This is a genomic window from Streptomyces sp. DvalAA-43, from assembly GCF_900091725.1.
In the GTDB taxonomy this organism is placed as follows: Bacteria; Actinomycetota; Actinomycetes; order Streptomycetales; family Streptomycetaceae; genus Streptomyces; species Streptomyces pulveraceus.
In genome coordinates, this window is the sequence record NZ_FMBW01000031.1 from 331,421 (window position 1) to 348,475 (window position 17,055).

At 71.7% G+C, this 17,055-nt stretch carries 18 protein-coding genes; 10 read left to right on the plus strand and 8 right to left on the minus strand.

The window, feature by feature from the left end:
* The first annotated feature begins 123 nt into the window (after positions 1-123).
* Positions 124-1,476 carry a hypothetical protein gene (locus tag GA0115234_RS09585; protein WP_093540442.1) on the plus strand — a complete coding sequence of 451 codons (1,353 nt, stop codon included), beginning with the start codon at positions 124-126 and terminating at the stop codon, positions 1,474-1,476.
* 59 nt (positions 1,477-1,535) lie between these two features.
* On the opposite strand, the gene GA0115234_RS09590 is transcribed toward GA0115234_RS09585, so the two are convergent.
* Positions 1,536-2,246, minus strand: a complete 711-nt coding sequence (locus tag GA0115234_RS09590; protein WP_176729119.1) for an FMN-dependent NADH-azoreductase — start codon at positions 2,244-2,246, stop codon at positions 1,536-1,538.
* Between the two features lie 75 nt (positions 2,247-2,321).
* On the opposite strand from GA0115234_RS09590, the gene GA0115234_RS09595 reads away from it, so the two are divergent.
* Positions 2,322-3,200 carry a sigma-70 family RNA polymerase sigma factor gene (locus GA0115234_RS09595; protein WP_093540444.1) on the plus strand — a complete coding sequence of 293 codons (879 nt, stop codon included), beginning with the start codon at positions 2,322-2,324 and terminating at the stop codon, positions 3,198-3,200.
* A gap of 36 nt (positions 3,201-3,236) precedes the next feature.
* On the opposite strand, the gene GA0115234_RS09600 is transcribed toward GA0115234_RS09595, so the two are convergent.
* A complete protein-coding gene (locus tag GA0115234_RS09600; RefSeq protein ID WP_093540445.1) occupies positions 3,237-4,424 on the minus strand; it encodes a flavin-containing monooxygenase in 1,188 nt (395 codons plus the stop codon).
* 202 nt (positions 4,425-4,626) lie between these two features.
* Between GA0115234_RS09600 and GA0115234_RS09605 the strand changes: the two genes are divergently transcribed.
* Together GA0115234_RS09605 and GA0115234_RS09610 are read left to right on the plus strand one after the other, a co-directional pair.
* Positions 4,627-5,079 carry a DoxX family protein gene (locus tag GA0115234_RS09605; protein ID WP_093540446.1) on the plus strand — a complete coding sequence of 151 codons (453 nt, stop codon included), beginning with the start codon at positions 4,627-4,629 and terminating at the stop codon, positions 5,077-5,079.
* Entirely contained in the window at positions 5,076-5,495 is a 420-nt protein-coding gene (locus GA0115234_RS09610) for a Zn-ribbon domain-containing OB-fold protein (RefSeq protein ID WP_093540447.1), read from the plus strand. Before GA0115234_RS09605 ends, GA0115234_RS09610 begins: the two co-directional genes overlap by 4 nt.
* 145 nt (positions 5,496-5,640) lie before the next feature.
* On the opposite strand, the gene GA0115234_RS09615 is transcribed toward GA0115234_RS09610, so the two are convergent.
* From GA0115234_RS09615 to htpX, 3 genes are all read right to left on the minus strand, one after another.
* On the minus strand, positions 5,641-6,225 hold the full coding sequence (locus GA0115234_RS09615; protein WP_093540492.1) for a DUF1707 SHOCT-like domain-containing protein: 585 nt from the start codon (positions 6,223-6,225) through the stop codon (positions 5,641-5,643).
* A gap of 81 nt (positions 6,226-6,306) precedes the next feature.
* Positions 6,307-6,891, minus strand: a complete 585-nt coding sequence (locus GA0115234_RS09620; protein WP_093540448.1) for a PspA-associated protein PspAB — start codon at positions 6,889-6,891, stop codon at positions 6,307-6,309.
* Positions 6,892-6,997: 106 nt separating this feature from the next.
* Positions 6,998-7,921 carry a zinc metalloprotease HtpX gene (gene htpX / locus GA0115234_RS09625; RefSeq protein WP_093540449.1) on the minus strand — a complete coding sequence of 308 codons (924 nt, stop codon included), beginning with the start codon at positions 7,919-7,921 and terminating at the stop codon, positions 6,998-7,000.
* A 375-nt stretch (positions 7,922-8,296) separates the two neighbouring features.
* Here htpX and GA0115234_RS09630 point away from each other — a divergent pair, with 375 nt between their 5' ends.
* Positions 8,297-9,493 carry a cytochrome P450 gene (locus GA0115234_RS09630; protein ID WP_093540450.1) on the plus strand — a complete coding sequence of 399 codons (1,197 nt, stop codon included), beginning with the start codon at positions 8,297-8,299 and terminating at the stop codon, positions 9,491-9,493.
* 93 nt (positions 9,494-9,586) lie between these two features.
* Positions 9,587-9,775, plus strand: coding sequence for a ferredoxin (locus GA0115234_RS09635; protein WP_093540451.1), 189 nt, complete (start codon positions 9,587-9,589; stop codon positions 9,773-9,775).
* A gap of 131 nt (positions 9,776-9,906) precedes the next feature.
* Here GA0115234_RS09635 and GA0115234_RS09640 read toward each other — a convergent pair whose 3' ends face one another.
* Together GA0115234_RS09640 and GA0115234_RS09645 are read right to left on the minus strand one after the other, a co-directional pair.
* Entirely contained in the window at positions 9,907-10,572 is a 666-nt protein-coding gene (locus tag GA0115234_RS09640) for a pyridoxine/pyridoxamine 5'-phosphate oxidase (RefSeq protein WP_093540493.1), read from the minus strand.
* Between the two features lie 160 nt (positions 10,573-10,732).
* Positions 10,733-11,902 (minus strand): thiolase C-terminal domain-containing protein, encoded by a 1,170-nt coding sequence (locus tag GA0115234_RS09645; RefSeq protein WP_093540452.1) that lies wholly within the window; start codon positions 11,900-11,902, stop codon positions 10,733-10,735.
* A 183-nt stretch (positions 11,903-12,085) separates the two neighbouring features.
* Here GA0115234_RS09645 and GA0115234_RS09650 point away from each other — a divergent pair, with 183 nt between their 5' ends.
* Both GA0115234_RS09650 and GA0115234_RS09655 read left to right on the plus strand, forming a co-directional pair.
* On the plus strand, positions 12,086-13,297 hold the full coding sequence (locus tag GA0115234_RS09650; RefSeq protein ID WP_093540453.1) for an acyl-CoA dehydrogenase family protein: 1,212 nt from the start codon (positions 12,086-12,088) through the stop codon (positions 13,295-13,297).
* A complete protein-coding gene (locus tag GA0115234_RS09655; RefSeq protein ID WP_093540454.1) occupies positions 13,297-13,815 on the plus strand; it encodes a nitroreductase family deazaflavin-dependent oxidoreductase in 519 nt (172 codons plus the stop codon). Before GA0115234_RS09650 ends, GA0115234_RS09655 begins: the two co-directional genes overlap by 1 nt.
* A gap of 120 nt (positions 13,816-13,935) precedes the next feature.
* On the opposite strand, the gene GA0115234_RS09660 is transcribed toward GA0115234_RS09655, so the two are convergent.
* A complete protein-coding gene (locus GA0115234_RS09660) occupies positions 13,936-14,583 on the minus strand; it encodes a TetR family transcriptional regulator (RefSeq protein ID WP_093540455.1) in 648 nt (215 codons plus the stop codon).
* Positions 14,584-14,950: 367 nt separating this feature from the next.
* Here GA0115234_RS09660 and GA0115234_RS09665 point away from each other — a divergent pair, with 367 nt between their 5' ends.
* Positions 14,951-15,781 carry a VOC family protein gene (locus GA0115234_RS09665; RefSeq protein WP_093540456.1) on the plus strand — a complete coding sequence of 277 codons (831 nt, stop codon included), beginning with the start codon at positions 14,951-14,953 and terminating at the stop codon, positions 15,779-15,781.
* Positions 15,782-15,941: 160 nt separating this feature from the next.
* On the plus strand, positions 15,942-17,055 hold a 1,114-nt coding region (locus GA0115234_RS09670; protein WP_176729120.1), incomplete at its 3' end, for a serine/threonine-protein kinase.

A 17,055-nucleotide genomic window follows, 5' to 3' on the forward strand; every position in this document is an offset into this window, starting at 1 on the left:
CCTGAGAGAGGGAGGGCGGCGGCGGCCGGAGCCGTACAACCTACGGGTGATCTTGAAGGTCGAACGGTCGGGCCGGGCACACTGGCCGTCGTACGCCAGCAATGGCCCACCCCTGGGAGAAACATGAGACCCGTCTCCGCCCGGCGCACCGTGCGCCTCGGTGTCTGTGTCGTCGCGACCGCCGGACTGCTGACCGCCGGACTCGCGGCTCCCGCGTTCGCGCAGGAGCAGTCCGACCAGCTCTGGATACAGGCACCCAGCGAGCAGAAGCTGACGCCCGGCGGCAGCACGTCGGAAGGCAGCCCGCTGGACATCGGGCTCTACCACGACAACGACAACTTCGCCGTCACCGACGGACGGCTCTCGGTCGACATCTCCGGTGTCGCCGGGGTGGCCGATGTGACCTGGCCCGACAACTGCGCCCCGGCCGGGACCACGGCCGTGTGCACCGTCCCCGAGGTCCCCGTCATCGGCGAGGCCTACAGCCCGCAAATCCACCTCACGGTCCGCGCCGCCGATGGTGCCGAGCTCGGGGCCAAGGGGCGGATCACCTACGCCGCCGTGGCCACCGGCGGTCCCGACGGCACGCTGGAAGCCCCGCACGACTCGTTCGACACCACGGTCTCGGTCGGTTCGGGTCCCGACCTGTCCCTCGGGGAGATCGCTCCGGTGAAGAACCTCCAGCCGGGCGCCGTGCGGACCGTGCCGTTCGCGGTGACCAACAAGGGCAGCGAGCGGTCCGAGGGACTCACCGCCACCTTCACCGCCTCGTACGGGCTCGACTTCCTGACCGAGTACGCCGAGTGCACCTACGGGACGACCGGCGGCGACGACTACGCCCCGATGTCCCACGCCACCTGCTCCTTCGACCAGGTCATCGAGCCGGGTGACTCCTTCACCCTGCCGACGCCGCTGCGGGTCGCCCTCACCGCGCACGCGTACACCGAGCGGCTGGACATCAGCGTCGCCCCCGGCAACGGAGCCGCCGACCTCTCGGACGAGGACAACTACACCATCGCTGCCTTCGGCGCGGTGAACACGGCCGACTTCGCGGCACAGGGCGCCCGGGTCACGGGTGGCGCCGGGGAGACCGTCACCGCCGGACTCGGCTTCCGCAACGACGGACCGGCCTGGATCGGCAACCTCGGCTCCGGCGACCCGGTCGCGGCCGTCGACTTCACCGTCCCCGAGGGCGTCACCGTCACCTCGGCCCCCGCCGACTGCGCACCGCGCACCCTGAGCGGCGGCTACTACCCGCAGCGGACCGGCGCCCCGCGCTACAGCTGCGAGATGCCGTACTGGGCCCTGCCGGACACCACGCGCACCCTCCCGTTCCAGCTGCGCATCGACCGAGTGGTTCCCGACGCGACCGGCCGCGTCATGCTCACCACCGGCGGCTCCACCCCCGCGACCTTCCCGTTCGACCCCCAGCCGGCCAACAACACGGCCCAGCTCGTGGTGAACGCCACGGCCTGACCGGGCCCCGGCGTACGGGACGCGGTGCGCGGCCGGGAGAGCCGGCCGCGCACCGCGTCCTACGAAGTCGCCCGGATCGCCGGCTGAACCGGCTGAACCGAGGCCAGCGCGGTCACCTCGGCTCGTGCCGAGGCCAGCGAGCTCGCCGCCAACGGCCGGAAGGAGGCGAGGTGCGGGGCGAGGCCGGCCATGGTCATCTCGGCGCTGATGAAACGCATGTTGTCCGCTGCCACGCCCTGCCTGTTGAAGTACGCCCGCAGGTAGGGGATCTGGAAGTCACATGCCTCCTGTGGCGTTCCCGGGGCGTAGGCGCCGCCCCGCGTGCTGATCACCACCAGTTTCGTATCCCGCAGCGCGTTGTCCCCGGTGCCCGGTGCGGTGAACGCTCCGGGGAAGCTGACCCGGTCGATCCATGCCTTCAGCGCGGCGGATACCGAGTAGTTGTACATCGGGGCGCCGATCAGCACGGTGTCGGCCTCCAGCAGTTCGGTGATCAGCGGGCGGGTCAGCCCCCACTCCCGTTCCTCCGCCAGGCTCTCGACCAGGTCGCCCACCCCGGCCGGTGGGACGAGGCCGTCGCGCTCCACTCGTCGGCCGAGCGAACAATAGGCGGTATCCAGCGGCGGTACCGGATCGGCGGCCAGGTCCCGGTACCGATACCCGGCCGGACCGTGCACAGCCCGCCAGGTGCTCGCGAACAGCGCGGTCAGTCGTCTGCTGACCGACTCGTCGGAACGATTGGCACTGGAATCCAAGTGCAGCAAGGACATCACCGGTTCTCCTGTCACCTCAACTGCGTCGTGATCGTCAGGAGGGTGACGGAGCAGGACGGGGAAAGGTGACCAGTGGACGAGCGTGACGGACTGACCGAACGTTTCGAGGCGCAGCGCGGTCAGCTGCGGGCAGTCGCCTACCGGATGCTCGGCTCACTGGACGACGCCGATGACGCCGTGCAGGAGGCCTGGCTCCGCTTGGGCCGGGTCGATGCCGACGGTGTGGAGAACCTGGGCGGCTGGCTGCGGACCGTGGTGACCCGCATCTGCCTCGACGTATTGCGTTCTCGCAGGTCACGCCGGGAAGATCTGGCCGAACAGCAGGTGCTCGACCAAGCCTTCCGTGCTCAGGAGAGCCTCCCGGAAGACGAGGCGCTGCTGACCGAATCGGTGAGCCGTGCGCTGCTCGTGGTCCTGGACACGCTGGACCCCGTCGAACGGGTCGCGTTCGTGCTGCACGACATGTTCGCCGTGCCGTTCAAGGAGATCGCACCCATCGTGGGGCGCACGCCGGTCACCACGAAGAAGCTCGCCAGCCGCGCGCGCCACAAGCTGCGCGGCACTCCCGCCGTCCCGGCGGCCGAACTCGCCCGGCACCGCCAGGTCGTCTCGGCCTTTCTCACCGCCGCGCGTGCCGGTGACCTCACCGCGATCCTCGCGGTCCTGGCCCCCGACGTGGTGCGTCGCGCCGACCCCGCCGCGGTGCCGCCGGGCGGAGTCGCCGAGGTCCGTGGCGCGCGAGCCGTCGCGGAGGGGACCGCCGCCCTCGCGCACAGGTCGCGGTCGGCCGAACTGGCACTGGTCGATGGCGCCGTGGGAGTCATCGTGGCCCCACGCGGCCGATTGGCGTGCGTACTCGCCTTCGTCATCGTGGACGGAAGAATTGCCGAGTACGACGTGATCGCCGACCCCGCGCGCCTTCGGCGACTGGATCTCGCCGTCCTCGACTGACAGGGGAACGGCCGGCGTCAGGCGATCCGCGAGGACTCAGCCCCTGCGCGCCTGGCGCTTGGCGATCTTCCGTGCGTCCAGGGCCAGTTCGCGCAGCATGCCGCTGATCGGGTTGGTGAAGCCGGTGAAGTACAGGCCGGGGGCCTGCTTGGGGGTGCGGGCGCCGTGGACCACCGGGCGCCCCCGGGCGTCCAGTACGTCGAGGTGGCCGACCAGGCCCTCCAGCTCCCGGCGGTAGCCGGTCGCCGCGATCACCGCGTCCGGGGTGATCCGGTCGCCGTCGGCCAGCACCACCGTGTCCCCGTCGAACGACTCGACGGCCGCCACCGGCACCACCCGGCCGCGCTTCACCGCGTCGATCAGCCCCACGTCCTGCACCGGGATGGCGCCGTCCTTGACGCGCGAGTACAGGCCCGTGTCCGGGCGCGGCAGGCCCTGGGCGGCGAGGTCGGGCACGGAGATCCGGCACATCAGGGCCGCGGCCCGGTCGACCAGCCAGGCCGGCAGCCTGCGCACCAGGACGGCGGTCGACTGGGCGGGCCAGCCCGCGGTCGAACGGCGCACGATGTGCGGCACGGTGCGCACGGCGATCCGTACCCGGGACGCACCGCCCTCGATCAGGTCGACGGCGATCTCCGCGCCCGTGTTGCCGATACCGACGACCAGGACGTCCTTGCCCGCGTACGGGGCGGGGTTGCGGTACTCGGAGGCGTGGACCAGATCACCGGTGAAGGTGTCGAGGCCGGACCAGTCGGGGACGCGCGGGGTGTGGTTGAAGCCGGTGGCGACGACGACGGCGCGGCCGGTCAGCACCCGGCCGCCGGTCGCGGTCAGCTGCCAGCTCCCGCCGTCCGGGGCGCGGTCGATCCGGGACACCTCGACGCCCGTCACCACCTCCAGCTCATGGTGCTCGGCGTACTTGTCCAGATAGCGCACCACGTCGTCCCTGGACACCCAGCGGCCGAACCGGCGCGGCATCGCGAGCCCCGGCAGCGCCGACCGGCGCCGGGTCGTGTGGAGGTGCAGCCGGTCGTAGTGGCGGCGCCAGGACGCCCCCACGTTCCCGGACTTCTCCAGCACGACCGCCCGTACGCCCAGCTCGCGCAGGGCCGCGGCGGCGGCGAGACCGCCCGGACCGCCACCGATGACGTATACGGGCCGGTCCTCGGTGAGGTCGTTCCGGGCCGATACGGAGCCGCCGGAGGTGAGTGCGCTGTCGGGCATGGTTCGGAGCGTAATCGCGCACCCGGTTGATGGGTCTCGGTCAAGACCGGAATCGATTGCGAATTGATCACGCGCGTAAGCCTTTTGGTCACTCGCTCTCGCTTCTTGTTCGCTTTCCGGGCGCTCCTTGCGCGCCTCTTGCGCGAAGCGACCGCCATCGGGTGAACTGACGTACCGTCAGATTCAGTGAACGGGAGGCCCCATGCAGACGATCTGGTTCGGCGGAGCCGAGTGGCTCGCCGTTCTCCGGATAGGCCTCGGCCTGTGGTGGCTGGAGAGCTGGCGGCACAAGGACAAGAAGGGCTGGTTCGAGCGCGGTACGGGCATCGCCTGGGCCGCCGACGTCGCGGCCAAGCACCGCTGGGCGGCCGTACGCACCGGCTTCCGGCGGATCGTCGCCCCACGCCCCAAGGTCATGGCCTACGTCGTCGTGTATGCCGAACTCGCCCTGGGGCTGGGCCTGATCACCGGCTTCCTCACCCCCGTCGCGCTGGTCGCGGGGCTCCTTCTCAACCTTCTCTACCTGGTGCTGATGATCCACGACTGGGCCGAGCAGGGGCAGAACGCGATGATGGCGCTCATCGCGCTGGTCGCGCTGTTCGCGATGTCCTGGCAGACCTGGTCCCTCGACGAAGCGATCGGACTCTTCCTGTGACCGCGGCCGCCGTACGTTTCGACCTCCCCGAACCCGACGCCTTCAGCCGCCCGTACTGGGACGCCGCCGCCCGGGGGCAGTTGCTGCTGCGCCGCTGCCGCGCCTGCGGGCGCGCACACCACTACCCGCGCGAGTTCTGCCCGCACTGCTGGAGCGAGGATGTCGTCTGGGAGCCGGCGAGCGGGGACGCCACGCTCTACACCTGGTCCGTCGTCCATCGCAACGATCTGCCGCCGTTCGGCGCCCGCGTCCCGTACGTCGCCGCCGTGGTCGACCTGGCCGAGGGGCCGCGGATGATGACGCAGGTCGTGGGGTGCGAGGAGTCCGCGCTCGCCATCGGCATGGCGCTGCGGGTGGCCTTCCGGCAGGAGGAGGGGGAGGAGGCCGTCGCGGTCTTCCACCCCGGGGACTGCTGAGGGCGCTTCGCCGGATGAGCGAACGTGCGCCGGCTCCGCCGTGCGGGCCCGAGCACGGGGGCCTCCGGCCGTCCGGAGGACGCGGCATGGGTGCGGTCACCCGGCGGGGACTGGACACGCGTGCTCAGGACCCAGGACCCAGGATTCAGGACTCAAGGGCGCGCAGCTTGCGGCGCTCGCGGAAGTTCGGGTGGCGTACGACCACACCGCCCATGCCGCAGGAGCCCGTCAGCCGCAGGAGCGGGGCGCCCGGGGTCCGCTCGGCCGTGGTCCTGTCCCTCAGGCCGCCGAGTCCCTGGTCCAGGTCGTCGGTGTGCGTGGTCCAGCCCTCCGGGATCACGATCTTCACCCCGGCCATCTCGCCGCGCACGTCCAGCGCGATCTCGCGCAGTCGGCACTCGGCACGGGTGAAGTCGATCCGGACGCCGCCCATGCCGCCCTGGACGTGTATCACCGGGGGGACCTTCCAGACGCCCGAGCGCCTCACGCCGTGCATGCCGCCCTTGATGACCAGTGGCTCGCCGATGGCCACCTCGATGGGGACCAGGTCCTCGGTGAGGGGCGCCAGCTCGGCGTAGGTCTTGGCGGAGAGCGCCTGCCCGAGCCGGGTGTCCAGCTCGTCCAGGTCGATGCGGCCCTCGGCCGCCGCCTCACGCAACTGCTCGACCACCGCCTCGCGATCGGCATCCGAGGCGCGTATGCGGGCGGAACGGGCGGGCTCAGCAGTCATGGCAGCGATGATACGGGCGGGCACCGCGCCGGGACCCGGTCGGCGGACCTCCCCGCTGCACAGCCCCGATCACAGTCCCGGTCACAGCCCTGGCGCCCCCCACACCGGGAACCACCGGGCGAGGTCCTTCTCCATCCGCAGGTCGTCCCCGAGCACCGCCCTGACCTGCAACTCCAGCTGGTTGTCCCGCTTCTCGGCGCCGCCGGGCACAGGGGCGAACGGATAGAACGTGCCGCGCTTGTAGAGATAGACCAGGGCCAGCGGACGGTCCCGCTCGTCCCGGAAGCCGATCAGCGAGCAGAGCAGATGCGGCCCGAACCCGCCGTCCTGGAGCAGGGTGTTGACCGCGTGCAGGTCGTTGACCAGAGCGGCGGTGTCGTCGTCCGGGCGGCGGGAGAGCAGCCAGGTGTAGCCGTACGTGTCCTGGCTGAACTCCACCGGGATGCCGCCGCGTCCGGTGTCGGCGTCGAGCAGTTCGCGTACGTCCTGCTGGACGCGGGCGAAGGAGCCGCCCTCGACGCCCGCGAAGCAGACCGAGCCGAGACCGGTCGGTGTGAACCCCGCGCCCGCCTGGAGGGTGAGGGCGGCGGAGGGGACGGCGAAGAGCTGGTCGAGGTCGGGGCGGACCGGCTTGCTGCGGCCGAGGATGACGTCGAGAAGACCCATGGGCGTTCCTCCGGGCGGTTGCTTCGGTTTCGGGCGTACCTTCGGCGTCCGGTGCTGCTTCGGCCCCGGGTGCACCCGGGGCCTCGGGTGTTTCCGCGGGCGTACGTCACGGGCGGGCGAGGTCGGCGGAGATGCGGGCCAGCTGGTCGAGGCGCTGTTCGAGGGTCGGGTGGGAGGAGAGCAGCCGGCTCAGGCTCTCCTTGGAGGAGAACGCGGGGACGAAGTAGAAGGCGTTGTACGGCTCCGCCTTGCGCAGGTCCTCGGTCGGGATACGGGCCATCTGGCCGCTCACCTTGGTGAGGGCGGAGGCGAGCGCGGAGGGGCGGCCGGTGAGCAGGGCGGCGGTGCGGTCGGCGGAGAGCTCGCGGTAGCGGGAGAGCAGCCGGGTCAGCAGGAAGCTCAGGGCGTACACGACCGCGCTGACCAGCGGGATCAGCATGATCGCGATGCCGATGGGGTCATTGCTCCTGGTGTTGCGGGAGAGCCCGCCCCACAGCGCGACCCGGGTGATGATCCCGGCGAGCACACCGAGGAACGAGGCGATCGTCATGACGGCGACATCGCGGTGCGCGACGTGCGACATCTCGTGCGCGAGCACGCCCTCCAGCTCCCCGGGCTCCAGTCTGCGCAGCAGCCCCGTGGTGGCGCAGACCAGAGCGGTCTTCTCGCTGCGGCCGGTCGCGAAGGCATTCGGCACGTCGCTCTGGGCGATGGCCACACGCGGTTTCCGCATATCGGCAAGAGCGCAGATCCGGTCGACCGCCCCGTGCAGCTCCGGCGCCTCCTCGGGGGTGACCTCACGGGCTCCCATGCTGAACGCGGCGATGCGGTCGCTGAACCAGAACTGCGCGATGAACATGCCGCCGACGAGGATCAGGATGATCGGCCAGGCGCCGCGCAGCACGGCCAGCAGTACGCCGACCAGGACCACGTACAACAGGCCGATCAGGAACATCGTGCCGACCATGCGTGTGGTCAACCCGCCGTCCGGGGCGTAACGGGAACGGGTGCGGGAACGGGTTCGGCTCATCGTCGCCTCCAGTCGCCCTACTGCCTTCCATCTTGCCCCCTGCACAGGAAAAGCGGAGATGAGCGGAGCAGGGGAGAACACGTGGGCGCAGCGGGGAACACGGAAGGGGAGCGCGGGAGCAGAATGGGAGGAGAGATCGCGTCCGGCAGTCGGTACAAGGAACTCGGAACCAGTCGGTACAAGGAACTCGGAACCAGTCGGTACAAGGAGCGCGAACGGGTGGCCCGGGTGGCTCGAAATGCCCGATCGGTCCGGCGGACGGAAAATGGATCTCTCCGATGACATTTGGCCGAACTACACCTAGACCCATTAGGTGCCCGAGGCATCTAGTGGGCGGAGATCGGTAGGACTCCCCCATCTCTTGCGAGGTCCGCCATGGCAGACGCCGAAACCGTCTCCTTCCCGCAGAACCGCACCTGTCCTTACCACCCGCCGACCGAATACCGCAGTGAGCACCGGGGGCAGCAGCCCGTGTCCCCCGCCCGGCTCTTCGACGGCCGCACGGTGTGGCTGGTGACCGGGCACACCGAGGCACGTTCACTCCTGGTGGACCAGAGACTGTCGTCCGACCGGGAGAACCCCGCGTTCCCGTTCTTCGCCGAACGGCTGGCCGGAACCACCCTGCGGCGCGTCGAACTGCTCGGCGTGGACGATCCGGAGCACAACGTCCAGCGCCGGATGCTGATCCCGAGCTTCACGGTCAGGCGGACGGCCGCGCTCCGGCCGCGGATCCAGGAGACCGTGGACCGGCTGCTCGACACGATGGTCGAGCAGGGGCCGCCGGCCGATCTGGTCGACTCCTTCGCCCTGCCCGTGCCCTCCATGGTCATCTGCGCGCTGCTCGGGGTGCCCTACGACGACCACGAGTTCTTCGAGGCGCAGTCGCGCAAGCTGCTCCGCGGCCCGAAGTCCTCGGACGTCGAGGCGGCGCGGGACGCGCTCGACGAGTACTTCCGGGTACTGATCGAGCGGAAGCGGGCCACCCCCGGCGAAGGGCTGCTCGACGAGCTCATCGCCAACCAGCTGGAGTCCGGTGCCGTGGACCACGACGAGCTGGTGCGGCTGGCCCAGATCCTGCTCATCGCCGGGCACGAGACGACCGCGAACATGATCTCGCTCGGTACGTTCACGCTGCTCCAGCACCCCGATCAGCTGGCCCGGATGCGCGAGTCCGAGGGGCTGATGGCGTCGGCGGTCGAGGAGCTGCTCCGCTTCCTGTCCATCGCCGACGGAATTTCGCGGGTGGCCGTCGACGACATCGAGGTGGGCGGGGTGACCATCCGTGCGGGGGACGGCGTCATATTGACCACGTCGGTGATCAACCGGGACGGGAACGTGTATGCGCACCCGGACGATCTGGACCTCGGCCGGAACGCGCGCAATCACGTCGCTTTCGGGTTCGGAGTCCATCAGTGCCTGGGCCAGAACCTGGCTCGGGCCGAACTGGAGATCGCGCTGCCCGCGCTCTTCGATCGCCTTCCCGATCTGCGGCTGGCGGTACCCGCCGAGGAAATCCCGTTCAAGCCGGGTGACACCATCCAGGGCCTGCTCGAAATGCCCGTGACCTGGTGAGCGAAACCTGTTTGATCGAAGCAGAAACCTGTTTGATCGAAACAGGGTGAACGAAACAGGGTGATCGAAATGCGACCGGAAGGCTCTGCTGGGATGCGGATCAGTATCGACAAGGATCGGTGCATCGGTGCGGGCCAGTGCGCGCTCACCGCACCGAAGGTGTTCACGCAGGACGACGACGGGTTCAGCGCGCTGCTGCCCGACTACGAGGAGGCCCTCGACGGCGCCACGGTGAAGGAGGCCGTCCGCGTCTGCCCGGTGCAGGCGATCTCCCTCGACTGACGACCGGCCGCTCACCGTGCCCGTACGACCGGGGTCGTGCGGGCACGGTTGGGCGTGGGGCCCCGCGTCCTGGCCGGGCGGGCGGGCCCGCACGGACCCGCCCCACGCGGCCGGAGCGGTTCCCGGGGCCCTCATGGCCAGAGCAGTTCCCGGGTCCAGGCCGCGTCCTGCGCGCGGTAGCGCAGCCGTACGTGCCTGCGCCGTGCGTCGCCCTGGAAGAACTCGACCTCCCACGCCTCGACCACGTACCGGGTCCAGCTCGCGACCTCCGCGTCCGGCTCGGCGCGCGCCCGCTCCCAGGCGGCGTCGGCGGTGCGGGCCAGCTCCTCCGCCGAGCCCAGCACCTCGCTCTGCGATCCGGTCAGCGCCGATGCGAGCGCCCCGGTCGAGCGGGCGTGCAGATCGGCGCTGCTCTCGGCGGGCGTGCACGCGGTGACCGGACCCCGCACCCGCACCTGCCGGCCCTGCGCCGGCCAGTAGAAGCCGAGCGCCGCGTACGGCCGGGCGGCGAGCTGGTGGCCCTTGGCGCTGGTGCGATGGGTGGCGAAGTGCCAGCCGCGCTCGTCCGCGTCGTGCAGCATCAGCGTCCGCACATCGGGGTGCCCCTCGGCGTCCACCGTGGCCAGCGACATCGTGTGCGGCTCCGGCTGCCCGGCGGCCACCGCCTCGGCGAACCAGCGGTGGAAGAGGGGCAGCGGGGCCGGGGGCGCGGACGCCGGGTCGAAGCCGGGCAGCTCCACGTCCCAGACGCGCTGGGTGTGGAGCAGGTCCAGGAAGCTCTGGTGTGCGTCGGTCATGCCCCCATTGCAGCGCATGGCCGGTACGGGGCGGGCGCTGCCGTTCCCCACGCGTGACGCGGCCGCTTTCAACGGGCTGGAGGGGGCCCTGACCGTCGTCCCCGTGCGACCGCTCGGCCACGGCGGACCGGTGTGTCCGCTCGGCCACGGCGCACACCCCTCACCCCCGCCCCAGCACCACCGTCCCCGACGAACAGAACCAGCCGCCCGTCCCCGATGCCACCGCCAGCTCCGGGAGCCGGCCGCCCGCCCGGCGCACCTGGCGTTCGCCCGCCTCGCCGCGCAGTTGGCGTACCGCCTCCACCAGCAGGAACAGCCCGCGCATCCCGGGGTGGCAGGCGGACAGGCCGCCGCCGTCGGTGTTGACCGGCAGCTCGCCCGCCAGCCCGGTCCGGCCCTTCTCCACGAACGCGCCGCCCTCGCCCTTGGCGCAGAACCCCAGGTCCTCCAGCGTCACCAGCGTCATGTAGGTGAACGCGTCGTAGATCTCGGCGAGATCGATGTCCGCGGGCCGCACTCCGGCCCGCTCGAACGCCAGGCGGCCCGAGACCGCCGCGGGGGAGACCGTGAAGTCCTCCCACTCGGACATGGTGGAGTGCGAGACGTGCTCGCCGGTGCCCAGGATCCAGACGGGGTCCTTCGCCGTGTCCGGTACGTACTCCTCGGCGGCCAGCAGCACCGCGCAGCCGCCGTCGCTTCGGATGCAGCAGTGCAGCTTGGTGAACGGGTCCGCGATCATCGGCCCCGACAGCACCTCGTCCACCGTGACCGGCTCCCGGAACATCGCGTCCGGGTTGGCCGCCGCGTTGGCCCGCGCCTGTACCGCGACCTCGGCGAGCTGCTCCAGGGTCGTCCCGTACTCGTGCATGTGGCGGCGGGCCGCCATCGCGTACTTGGCGATCAGCGAGTGCCCGTACGGCACCTCGAACTGGAGCGGGCCCCGCGCCCCGAAGGAGAGGTTGGAGGTCCGGCGGCCCGCCTTGATGTCCGCGCGTGCCGTCGACCCGTACACCAGCAGTACGGCGTCGGCGTGCCCCGCCGCGATGGCGTCCGCCGCGTGGGCCGCCATCACCTCCCAGGTCGAGCCGCCGACCGCGGTGGAGTCCACCCAGGTGGGTTTCAGCCCCAGGTACTCGGCAACCTCGACCGGCGCGAGCGTGCCGAGCCCGGCGGAGGCGAACCCGTCGACGACGGACCGGTCCAGCCCCGAATCGGCCAGCGCCCGGCGGGCGGCCTGGGCGTGCAGGGCGTACGGCGTGGCCGTGTCCACGCGTCCGCAGTCGGCGAGGGATATGCCGACGACAGCGACCTTGCGGTGGGAAGAAGGCATGAATCTGACGGTACATCAGATAGTGGGGGTGCGGACCACCCGGTGGCCGGGATCTTCCGCTCCGCCGGATGGTCCCGTCCATCCCGCTCCGGTGCGCGACTCTGGGCATCTCGGGGATTGACCCCTAACATGACGCCCCGTCAGATCAGGGGCCTCCGGCCCCTCAGGGGAAGGAGTCCGACGATGGATGCCGCCTTCACCGCGGAACAGGACGAGATCCGCCGCACCGTGCGCGAGCTCCTGGCCGCGTCCCGCGCACCCGGCGACGACGGGAGCGACGGGCGGACCGCCGACGGGTACGACGCGGAGCTCTGGCGACGGCTCGCCCGGGACCCCGGGCTGCCGGGGCTCGCCCTCCCACCGGAGTACGGAGGCACCGGCCGCGGCCTGGCCGGGCTCGCCGTCGCCTGCGAGGAGACCGGCCGGGCCCGGCTGCCCTCGCCCCTGATCGCCACCGCCGTGCTCGCCGCACCCCTGATCGCCGCACTGGGCACGGACGAGCAGCGCACCGCCCTGCTGCCGCGCATCGCGGACGGCGGGCTGACCGCGGCCCTGGCCGTCCCCGGCGGCTCGCTCGCCACCGCCCTCGGCCTCACCGGCGACGACACCGGCGGCACCTGGGCGGGCGGCGGCCGGGCGGGCGGCATGCAGGCCAGGCCGGTCCCCGGCGCCAAGGGCTGGCGGCTGTACGGGGAGGCCGCCCAGGTCCTCGACGGGCACAGCGCCGGGCTCCTCCTGGTCGCGGCCCACGCCGGAGGCTTTCCGCGCAGCCGTACGCTCCTCTTCCTGGTCCGCCCCGACGCGGCGGCCGGAGTCGTCCGCACCCGCCGCACCCCGCTCGACGAGACCCGCCCGCTGGCCGGGATCGAACTCCGCGACACCGGGGCCGAACTCCTCGGCGCGGACGACACCGTGGACGTCACCGGCGCCCTCGCCTCGGCCGGACCGCGGGCCGCCGCGCTGCTGGCCGCGGAGGCGGTGGGGGCGGCGGCGGGTGCGCTGGAGCGGATGGCCGATCAGGTCGGGGAGCGGGAGCGGTCGTCCGGTTCCGCCGAGTGCGTGAAACACCGTCTCGCGGAGCTGTACGCACGGGTGCAGGAGGCCCGCTCCGCGGCGTACTACGCGGCCTGGAACCCGGCCGCAGCCGGGGGACTGGCCCTCGCCCAGGCCCTGGAGGCGCTCCGGGACACAGCCGCCGAGGCCGTCCGGCTGCCCGGCGGCCCCGGACCCGCCCGGGAGCAGGAGGCCCATCTGTCCTTCAGGCGCGCCGCGGCCGACGAACTGCTCTTCGGCCCCGCCCACCGGCTCCGCGACCACGCGGCGCGGCGGGCCGGGCTGTTCGGGGGAGCCCCCGATCCGGCGGCGCCGGGAACGGCCGAGCGGGTGGCGGTCTGATGGCGACCGGCGTCCGGCTGATCCAGAAGGTCTCTTCCACCAGGGCGTTCGCGAGGGTCGCCCCGCATGTCGTCCCCGCCATGGACCGTACGGTGCACCGGCTCACGCGCGGCAGGGTGCTGCTCAGCGCCCGGATGCTGCCGGGGCTGGTCCTGACGGTGCCGGGAGCGCGGAGCGGGCAGCTCAGGACCACTCCACTGGCCTGCATGCCCGAGAACGGGGAGCGGAACGGGGAGGGGGGCGGGAACGGTGCGGAGCGGAGCTGGATCCTCGTCGGCAGCAACTTCGGCCGCACGGGGCACCCTGCCTGGACCGCGAATCTGCTGGCCGGTCCCGACAAGGCGGTCGTCAACTGGCAGGGCCGGGACATTCCGGTGCACGCCACGCTGCTGGAGGGGGCCGAGCGGGACGAGGTGTGGCGGGCGGCGCTGAAGTTCTGGCCGCCGTACGCGGCGTACCAGGCGCGGATCGACCGGGAGATACGGCTGTTCAGGCTGCGCGGGCGGGACGGCTCCTGACCACGGTCCGGGTGCACCGACGGCGGACCACATGCGTGGCCCGCCGTCGGTGAGACAGGACCTGGGGCGCCCGGGACGGCCGCGCGACACCCGGTGGGAGAGCGGCCGTCGGCGCCGGCGCTACCGCGTCGGCTTCTTGCCCGTGATGCCCAGATGCACCAACAGGGCGAGGTTCGGCTTGAGTTCGGCCTGCTTCACGCCCCAGGTGGTGAAGCCCTTCTGGTGCGAGGCGACGGCGGCCAGCATCGCGACCAGCGAGCCCGCCATCGCGGCGGCGCTGACCTCCTTGTCGACCTTGCCCTTGGCCTGGAGATCCTTCACCGACTCGGTGAGGGAGTTGGTGACCGAGTTCAGGATCTTCATGCGGATCTTGTAGAACCGCTTGTCGCCCTCGGCCGCGCCGAGGTCGACCACGCGCAGGATCGCGTCGTGATGTCGCCAGAAGTCGAGGAATCCCTCGACGAGTTCTTCGGCCGTCTGCCGGCCGGCCTTGCCGACCCAGGAGCGGCCGGCGACCAGTTCGGTCAACCCGGCTCCCTCCTTGGCCATTTCCTCGGCGATTTCGAGGACGGCGCCCTCGACGTCGGGGAAGTACTGGTAGAAGGTCGCGGGTGAAGTCCCCGCCTTCCGGGCCACGTCGATGACTTTGACGTCCCGGTACGGTGAGGAGCTGAGCATCTCGCTGAGGCAGTCGAGCAGCTTCTGTCGCGTCGCCTGCCCGCGCCGACCGGCCACGCGGCCGTCGACGGTGCGCACTTGTCCTGTCATGCCGTCAGCTTACCGAGGGGTGATCGGAGCGCGATTCGGCCGACTGCAAATGGGGATCGCCGCAGACGGGGTGGGGGGAGTGGCCGGATTTCGCCGTATGCGCACCCGGAGCACACCACGGAGCGATAAGTCTTATCAACAGCCTGTGGATAACTTCCGTGGATAACTTTCCGTGATGCCATGAGCAGGGAACCCTTCCATGACCCTTCCGTAGACCTTCCGCGGCCCTTCCGTCCGGTTTTATCGAAAATGGGTTCCATGCGGGCCGGTCGGGGCGCGCCGCACGCGACCCGCGGTTACGTTTGCTGTGACGAGCGTCACTGCCACGACCCGTGCGCGACGCGGGATCACGGAAGGACCCGGGCCCATGGCCGCATTCGCGCGATCCGCGCCGTGCTGGGTGGATGTGCAGCTGCCCGACCTGGAAGCGGGCAAGCGCTTCTACGGCGAGCTGTTCGGCTGGACCTTCCGGGCGGGCGACGGACCGTACGCGGACGCCTTCAGCGGCGGGAAGCTCGTCGCCGCGCTCGCCGCCAAGCAGGACGGCCGGATGCCCACCGCCTGGGGGATCTACTTCGCCACCGACGACATCGTGGCGTCCACGGCCCGGATCAGGGAGGCGGGCGGCCAGGTGATCACCGAGCCCGTCCGGGCCGGCCGGGCCGGGGCGCTCGCCCAGGCGGCCGATCCCGGCGGAGCGGTCTTCGGGCTCTGGCAGGCCGGTGACCGCGAGGGCTTCCAGAAGCAGAACGAACCCGTCTCCTTCTGCTGGACCGAGGTCTACACCCGCCAGAAGGACCGGGTGGACGCCTTCTACGAGAAGGTCTTCGGCTTCCAGGGCACCGAGCTCGACGTCTCCGGCGCGGACGCCTCCGGAGCGGCCGGGCCCGGCACGGCCGAGTCCGGCGTCGACTTCCGCATGTGGTCCCCGGCGGGCACCGAGCCCGGACCGGAGACCGCGGTCGGCGGCCGCAGCGTCATCACCGACGCCTTCCCGGCGGAGATGCCCAGTTACTTCCTCAGCTACTTCGCCGTCCAGGACTGCAACAGCACGGCCGGGCACGCCGTGCGCCTCGGCGGCCGCATCTCCGCGCCGCCCTTCGACATCCCGCACGGGCGGATGGCGGTCCTCCAGGACGATCAGGGCGCCGTTTTCGGCGTACTTCAGCCCCCTGTGTCCGAGAAGGGGGCAGAGTGAGCTGTGACACCCCGATCCGCCCCCGGGTTCGCAACCAGGGCCTCAGCCAGGAAGAATCGGGGGTGCGCACCGCCGGGTGGTGCCCAGTGGTGAGACGCCGTACAGGGCGGGTTTTCGCGGGCTTCTGTTCCTGAGGCCCGTACGGGGAGGTGGCAGGCAAGTGGTGGAGCAGCTGACGCAGCACGACCCGAGGCGGATCGGCCCGTTCGAGGTGCTGGGACGGCTCGGTGCCGGCGGCATGGGGCTGGTCTATCTCGCCCGCTCGGCTTCGGGCCGACGCGTGGCGATCAAGACGGTCCGTACGGAGCTCGCCGAGGACCAGCTGTTCCGGGTCCGCTTCACACGCGAGGTGGAGGCCGCCCGCGCCGTCAGCGGTTTCTACACGGCCGCGGTGGTGGACGCCGACCCGCGCGCCGCCGTGCCGTGGCTGGCCACCGCCTATGTGCCGGCCCCCTCGCTGGAAGAGATAGTGAGTGAGTGCGGGCCCATGCCCGCCCAGGCGGTGCGCTGGCTGGCCGCCGGGATCGCCGAGGCCCTCCAGTCGATCCACGGCGCGGGGCTCGTCCACCGTGACATGAAGCCGTCGAACGTGCTCGTGGTCGAGGACGGCCCCCGGGTGATCGACTTCGGCATCGCGTCCGGGGTCTCCAACACCCGGCTGACCATGACGAACGTCGCCGTGGGCACGCCCGCGTACATGTCGCCCGAACAGGCCAGGGACTCGCGCAGCGTCACCGGCGCCAGCGATGTCTTCTCGCTCGGCTCCACGCTGGTCTTCGCCGCCACCGGCCACGCGCCGTTCCACGGCGCCAACCCGGTCGAGACCGTCTTCATGCTGCTGCGCGAGGGCCCGGACCTGGAGGGCCTGCCCGGCGAGCTGCGCCCGCTGATCGAGTCCTGCATGCAGATGGACGCCGGGCTGCGGCCCACCCCCGCCGACCTCCAGGCCCAGCTCGCCCCGCACCTCTTCGCCTCCGGCGGCGACGACAGCGGTACGGCCTCGGCATGGCTGCCGACCTCCGCCACCGCGATGATCGAGCAGCGCCGCGGCGGACGGAAGACCGCCGCACCCGTCCCTGTACCGCCGCCGCCCCCGCAGCCGCCGGTCCCCGGCCGGGACACCGCCTGGCGCAGCGGCGCCGACCTGCGCTCCCCGGCACCGGCCCCGGTCCCCGCCCCGGTCCCCGCGCCCGACGCGGGCGGTCCGGTGCGGCTGCCCGGCGCGAAGGTGCCGATCGGCCCCGGCCCGAGGGCCCAGGGCGTCCGGGCCCCGG

What these genes read in the sequence shown, in the direction of transcription:
- GA0115234_RS09590 (WP_176729119.1), bottom strand. Translation starts at nt 2,246, where the DNA reads ATGTCCTTGCTGCACTTGGATTCCAGTGCCAATCGTTCCGACGAGTCG.
- GA0115234_RS09645 (WP_093540452.1), bottom strand. Translation starts at nt 11,902, where the DNA reads ATGCCTTCTTCCCACCGCAAGGTCGCTGTCGTCGGCATATCCCTCGCC.
- GA0115234_RS09640 (WP_093540493.1), bottom strand. Translation starts at nt 10,572, where the DNA reads ATGACCGACGCACACCAGAGCTTCCTGGACCTGCTCCACACCCAGCGC.
- htpX (WP_093540449.1), bottom strand. Translation starts at nt 7,921, where the DNA reads ATGAGCCGAACCCGTTCCCGCACCCGTTCCCGTTACGCCCCGGACGGC.
- GA0115234_RS09620 (WP_093540448.1), bottom strand. Translation starts at nt 6,891, where the DNA reads ATGGGTCTTCTCGACGTCATCCTCGGCCGCAGCAAGCCGGTCCGCCCC.
- GA0115234_RS09660 (WP_093540455.1), bottom strand. Translation starts at nt 14,583, where the DNA reads ATGACAGGACAAGTGCGCACCGTCGACGGCCGCGTGGCCGGTCGGCGC.
- GA0115234_RS09585 (WP_093540442.1), top strand. Translation starts at nt 124, where the DNA reads ATGAGACCCGTCTCCGCCCGGCGCACCGTGCGCCTCGGTGTCTGTGTC.
- GA0115234_RS09665 (WP_093540456.1), top strand. Translation starts at nt 14,951, where the DNA reads ATGGCCGCATTCGCGCGATCCGCGCCGTGCTGGGTGGATGTGCAGCTG.
- GA0115234_RS09635 (WP_093540451.1), top strand. Translation starts at nt 9,587, where the DNA reads ATGCGGATCAGTATCGACAAGGATCGGTGCATCGGTGCGGGCCAGTGC.
- GA0115234_RS09600 (WP_093540445.1), bottom strand. Translation starts at nt 4,424, where the DNA reads ATGCCCGACAGCGCACTCACCTCCGGCGGCTCCGTATCGGCCCGGAAC.
- GA0115234_RS09655 (WP_093540454.1), top strand. Translation starts at nt 13,297, where the DNA reads ATGGCGACCGGCGTCCGGCTGATCCAGAAGGTCTCTTCCACCAGGGCG.
- GA0115234_RS09650 (WP_093540453.1), top strand. Translation starts at nt 12,086, where the DNA reads ATGGATGCCGCCTTCACCGCGGAACAGGACGAGATCCGCCGCACCGTG.
- GA0115234_RS09615 (WP_093540492.1), bottom strand. Translation starts at nt 6,225, where the DNA reads ATGACTGCTGAGCCCGCCCGTTCCGCCCGCATACGCGCCTCGGATGCC.
- GA0115234_RS09605 (WP_093540446.1), top strand. Translation starts at nt 4,627, where the DNA reads ATGCAGACGATCTGGTTCGGCGGAGCCGAGTGGCTCGCCGTTCTCCGG.
- GA0115234_RS09630 (WP_093540450.1), top strand. Translation starts at nt 8,297, where the DNA reads ATGGCAGACGCCGAAACCGTCTCCTTCCCGCAGAACCGCACCTGTCCT.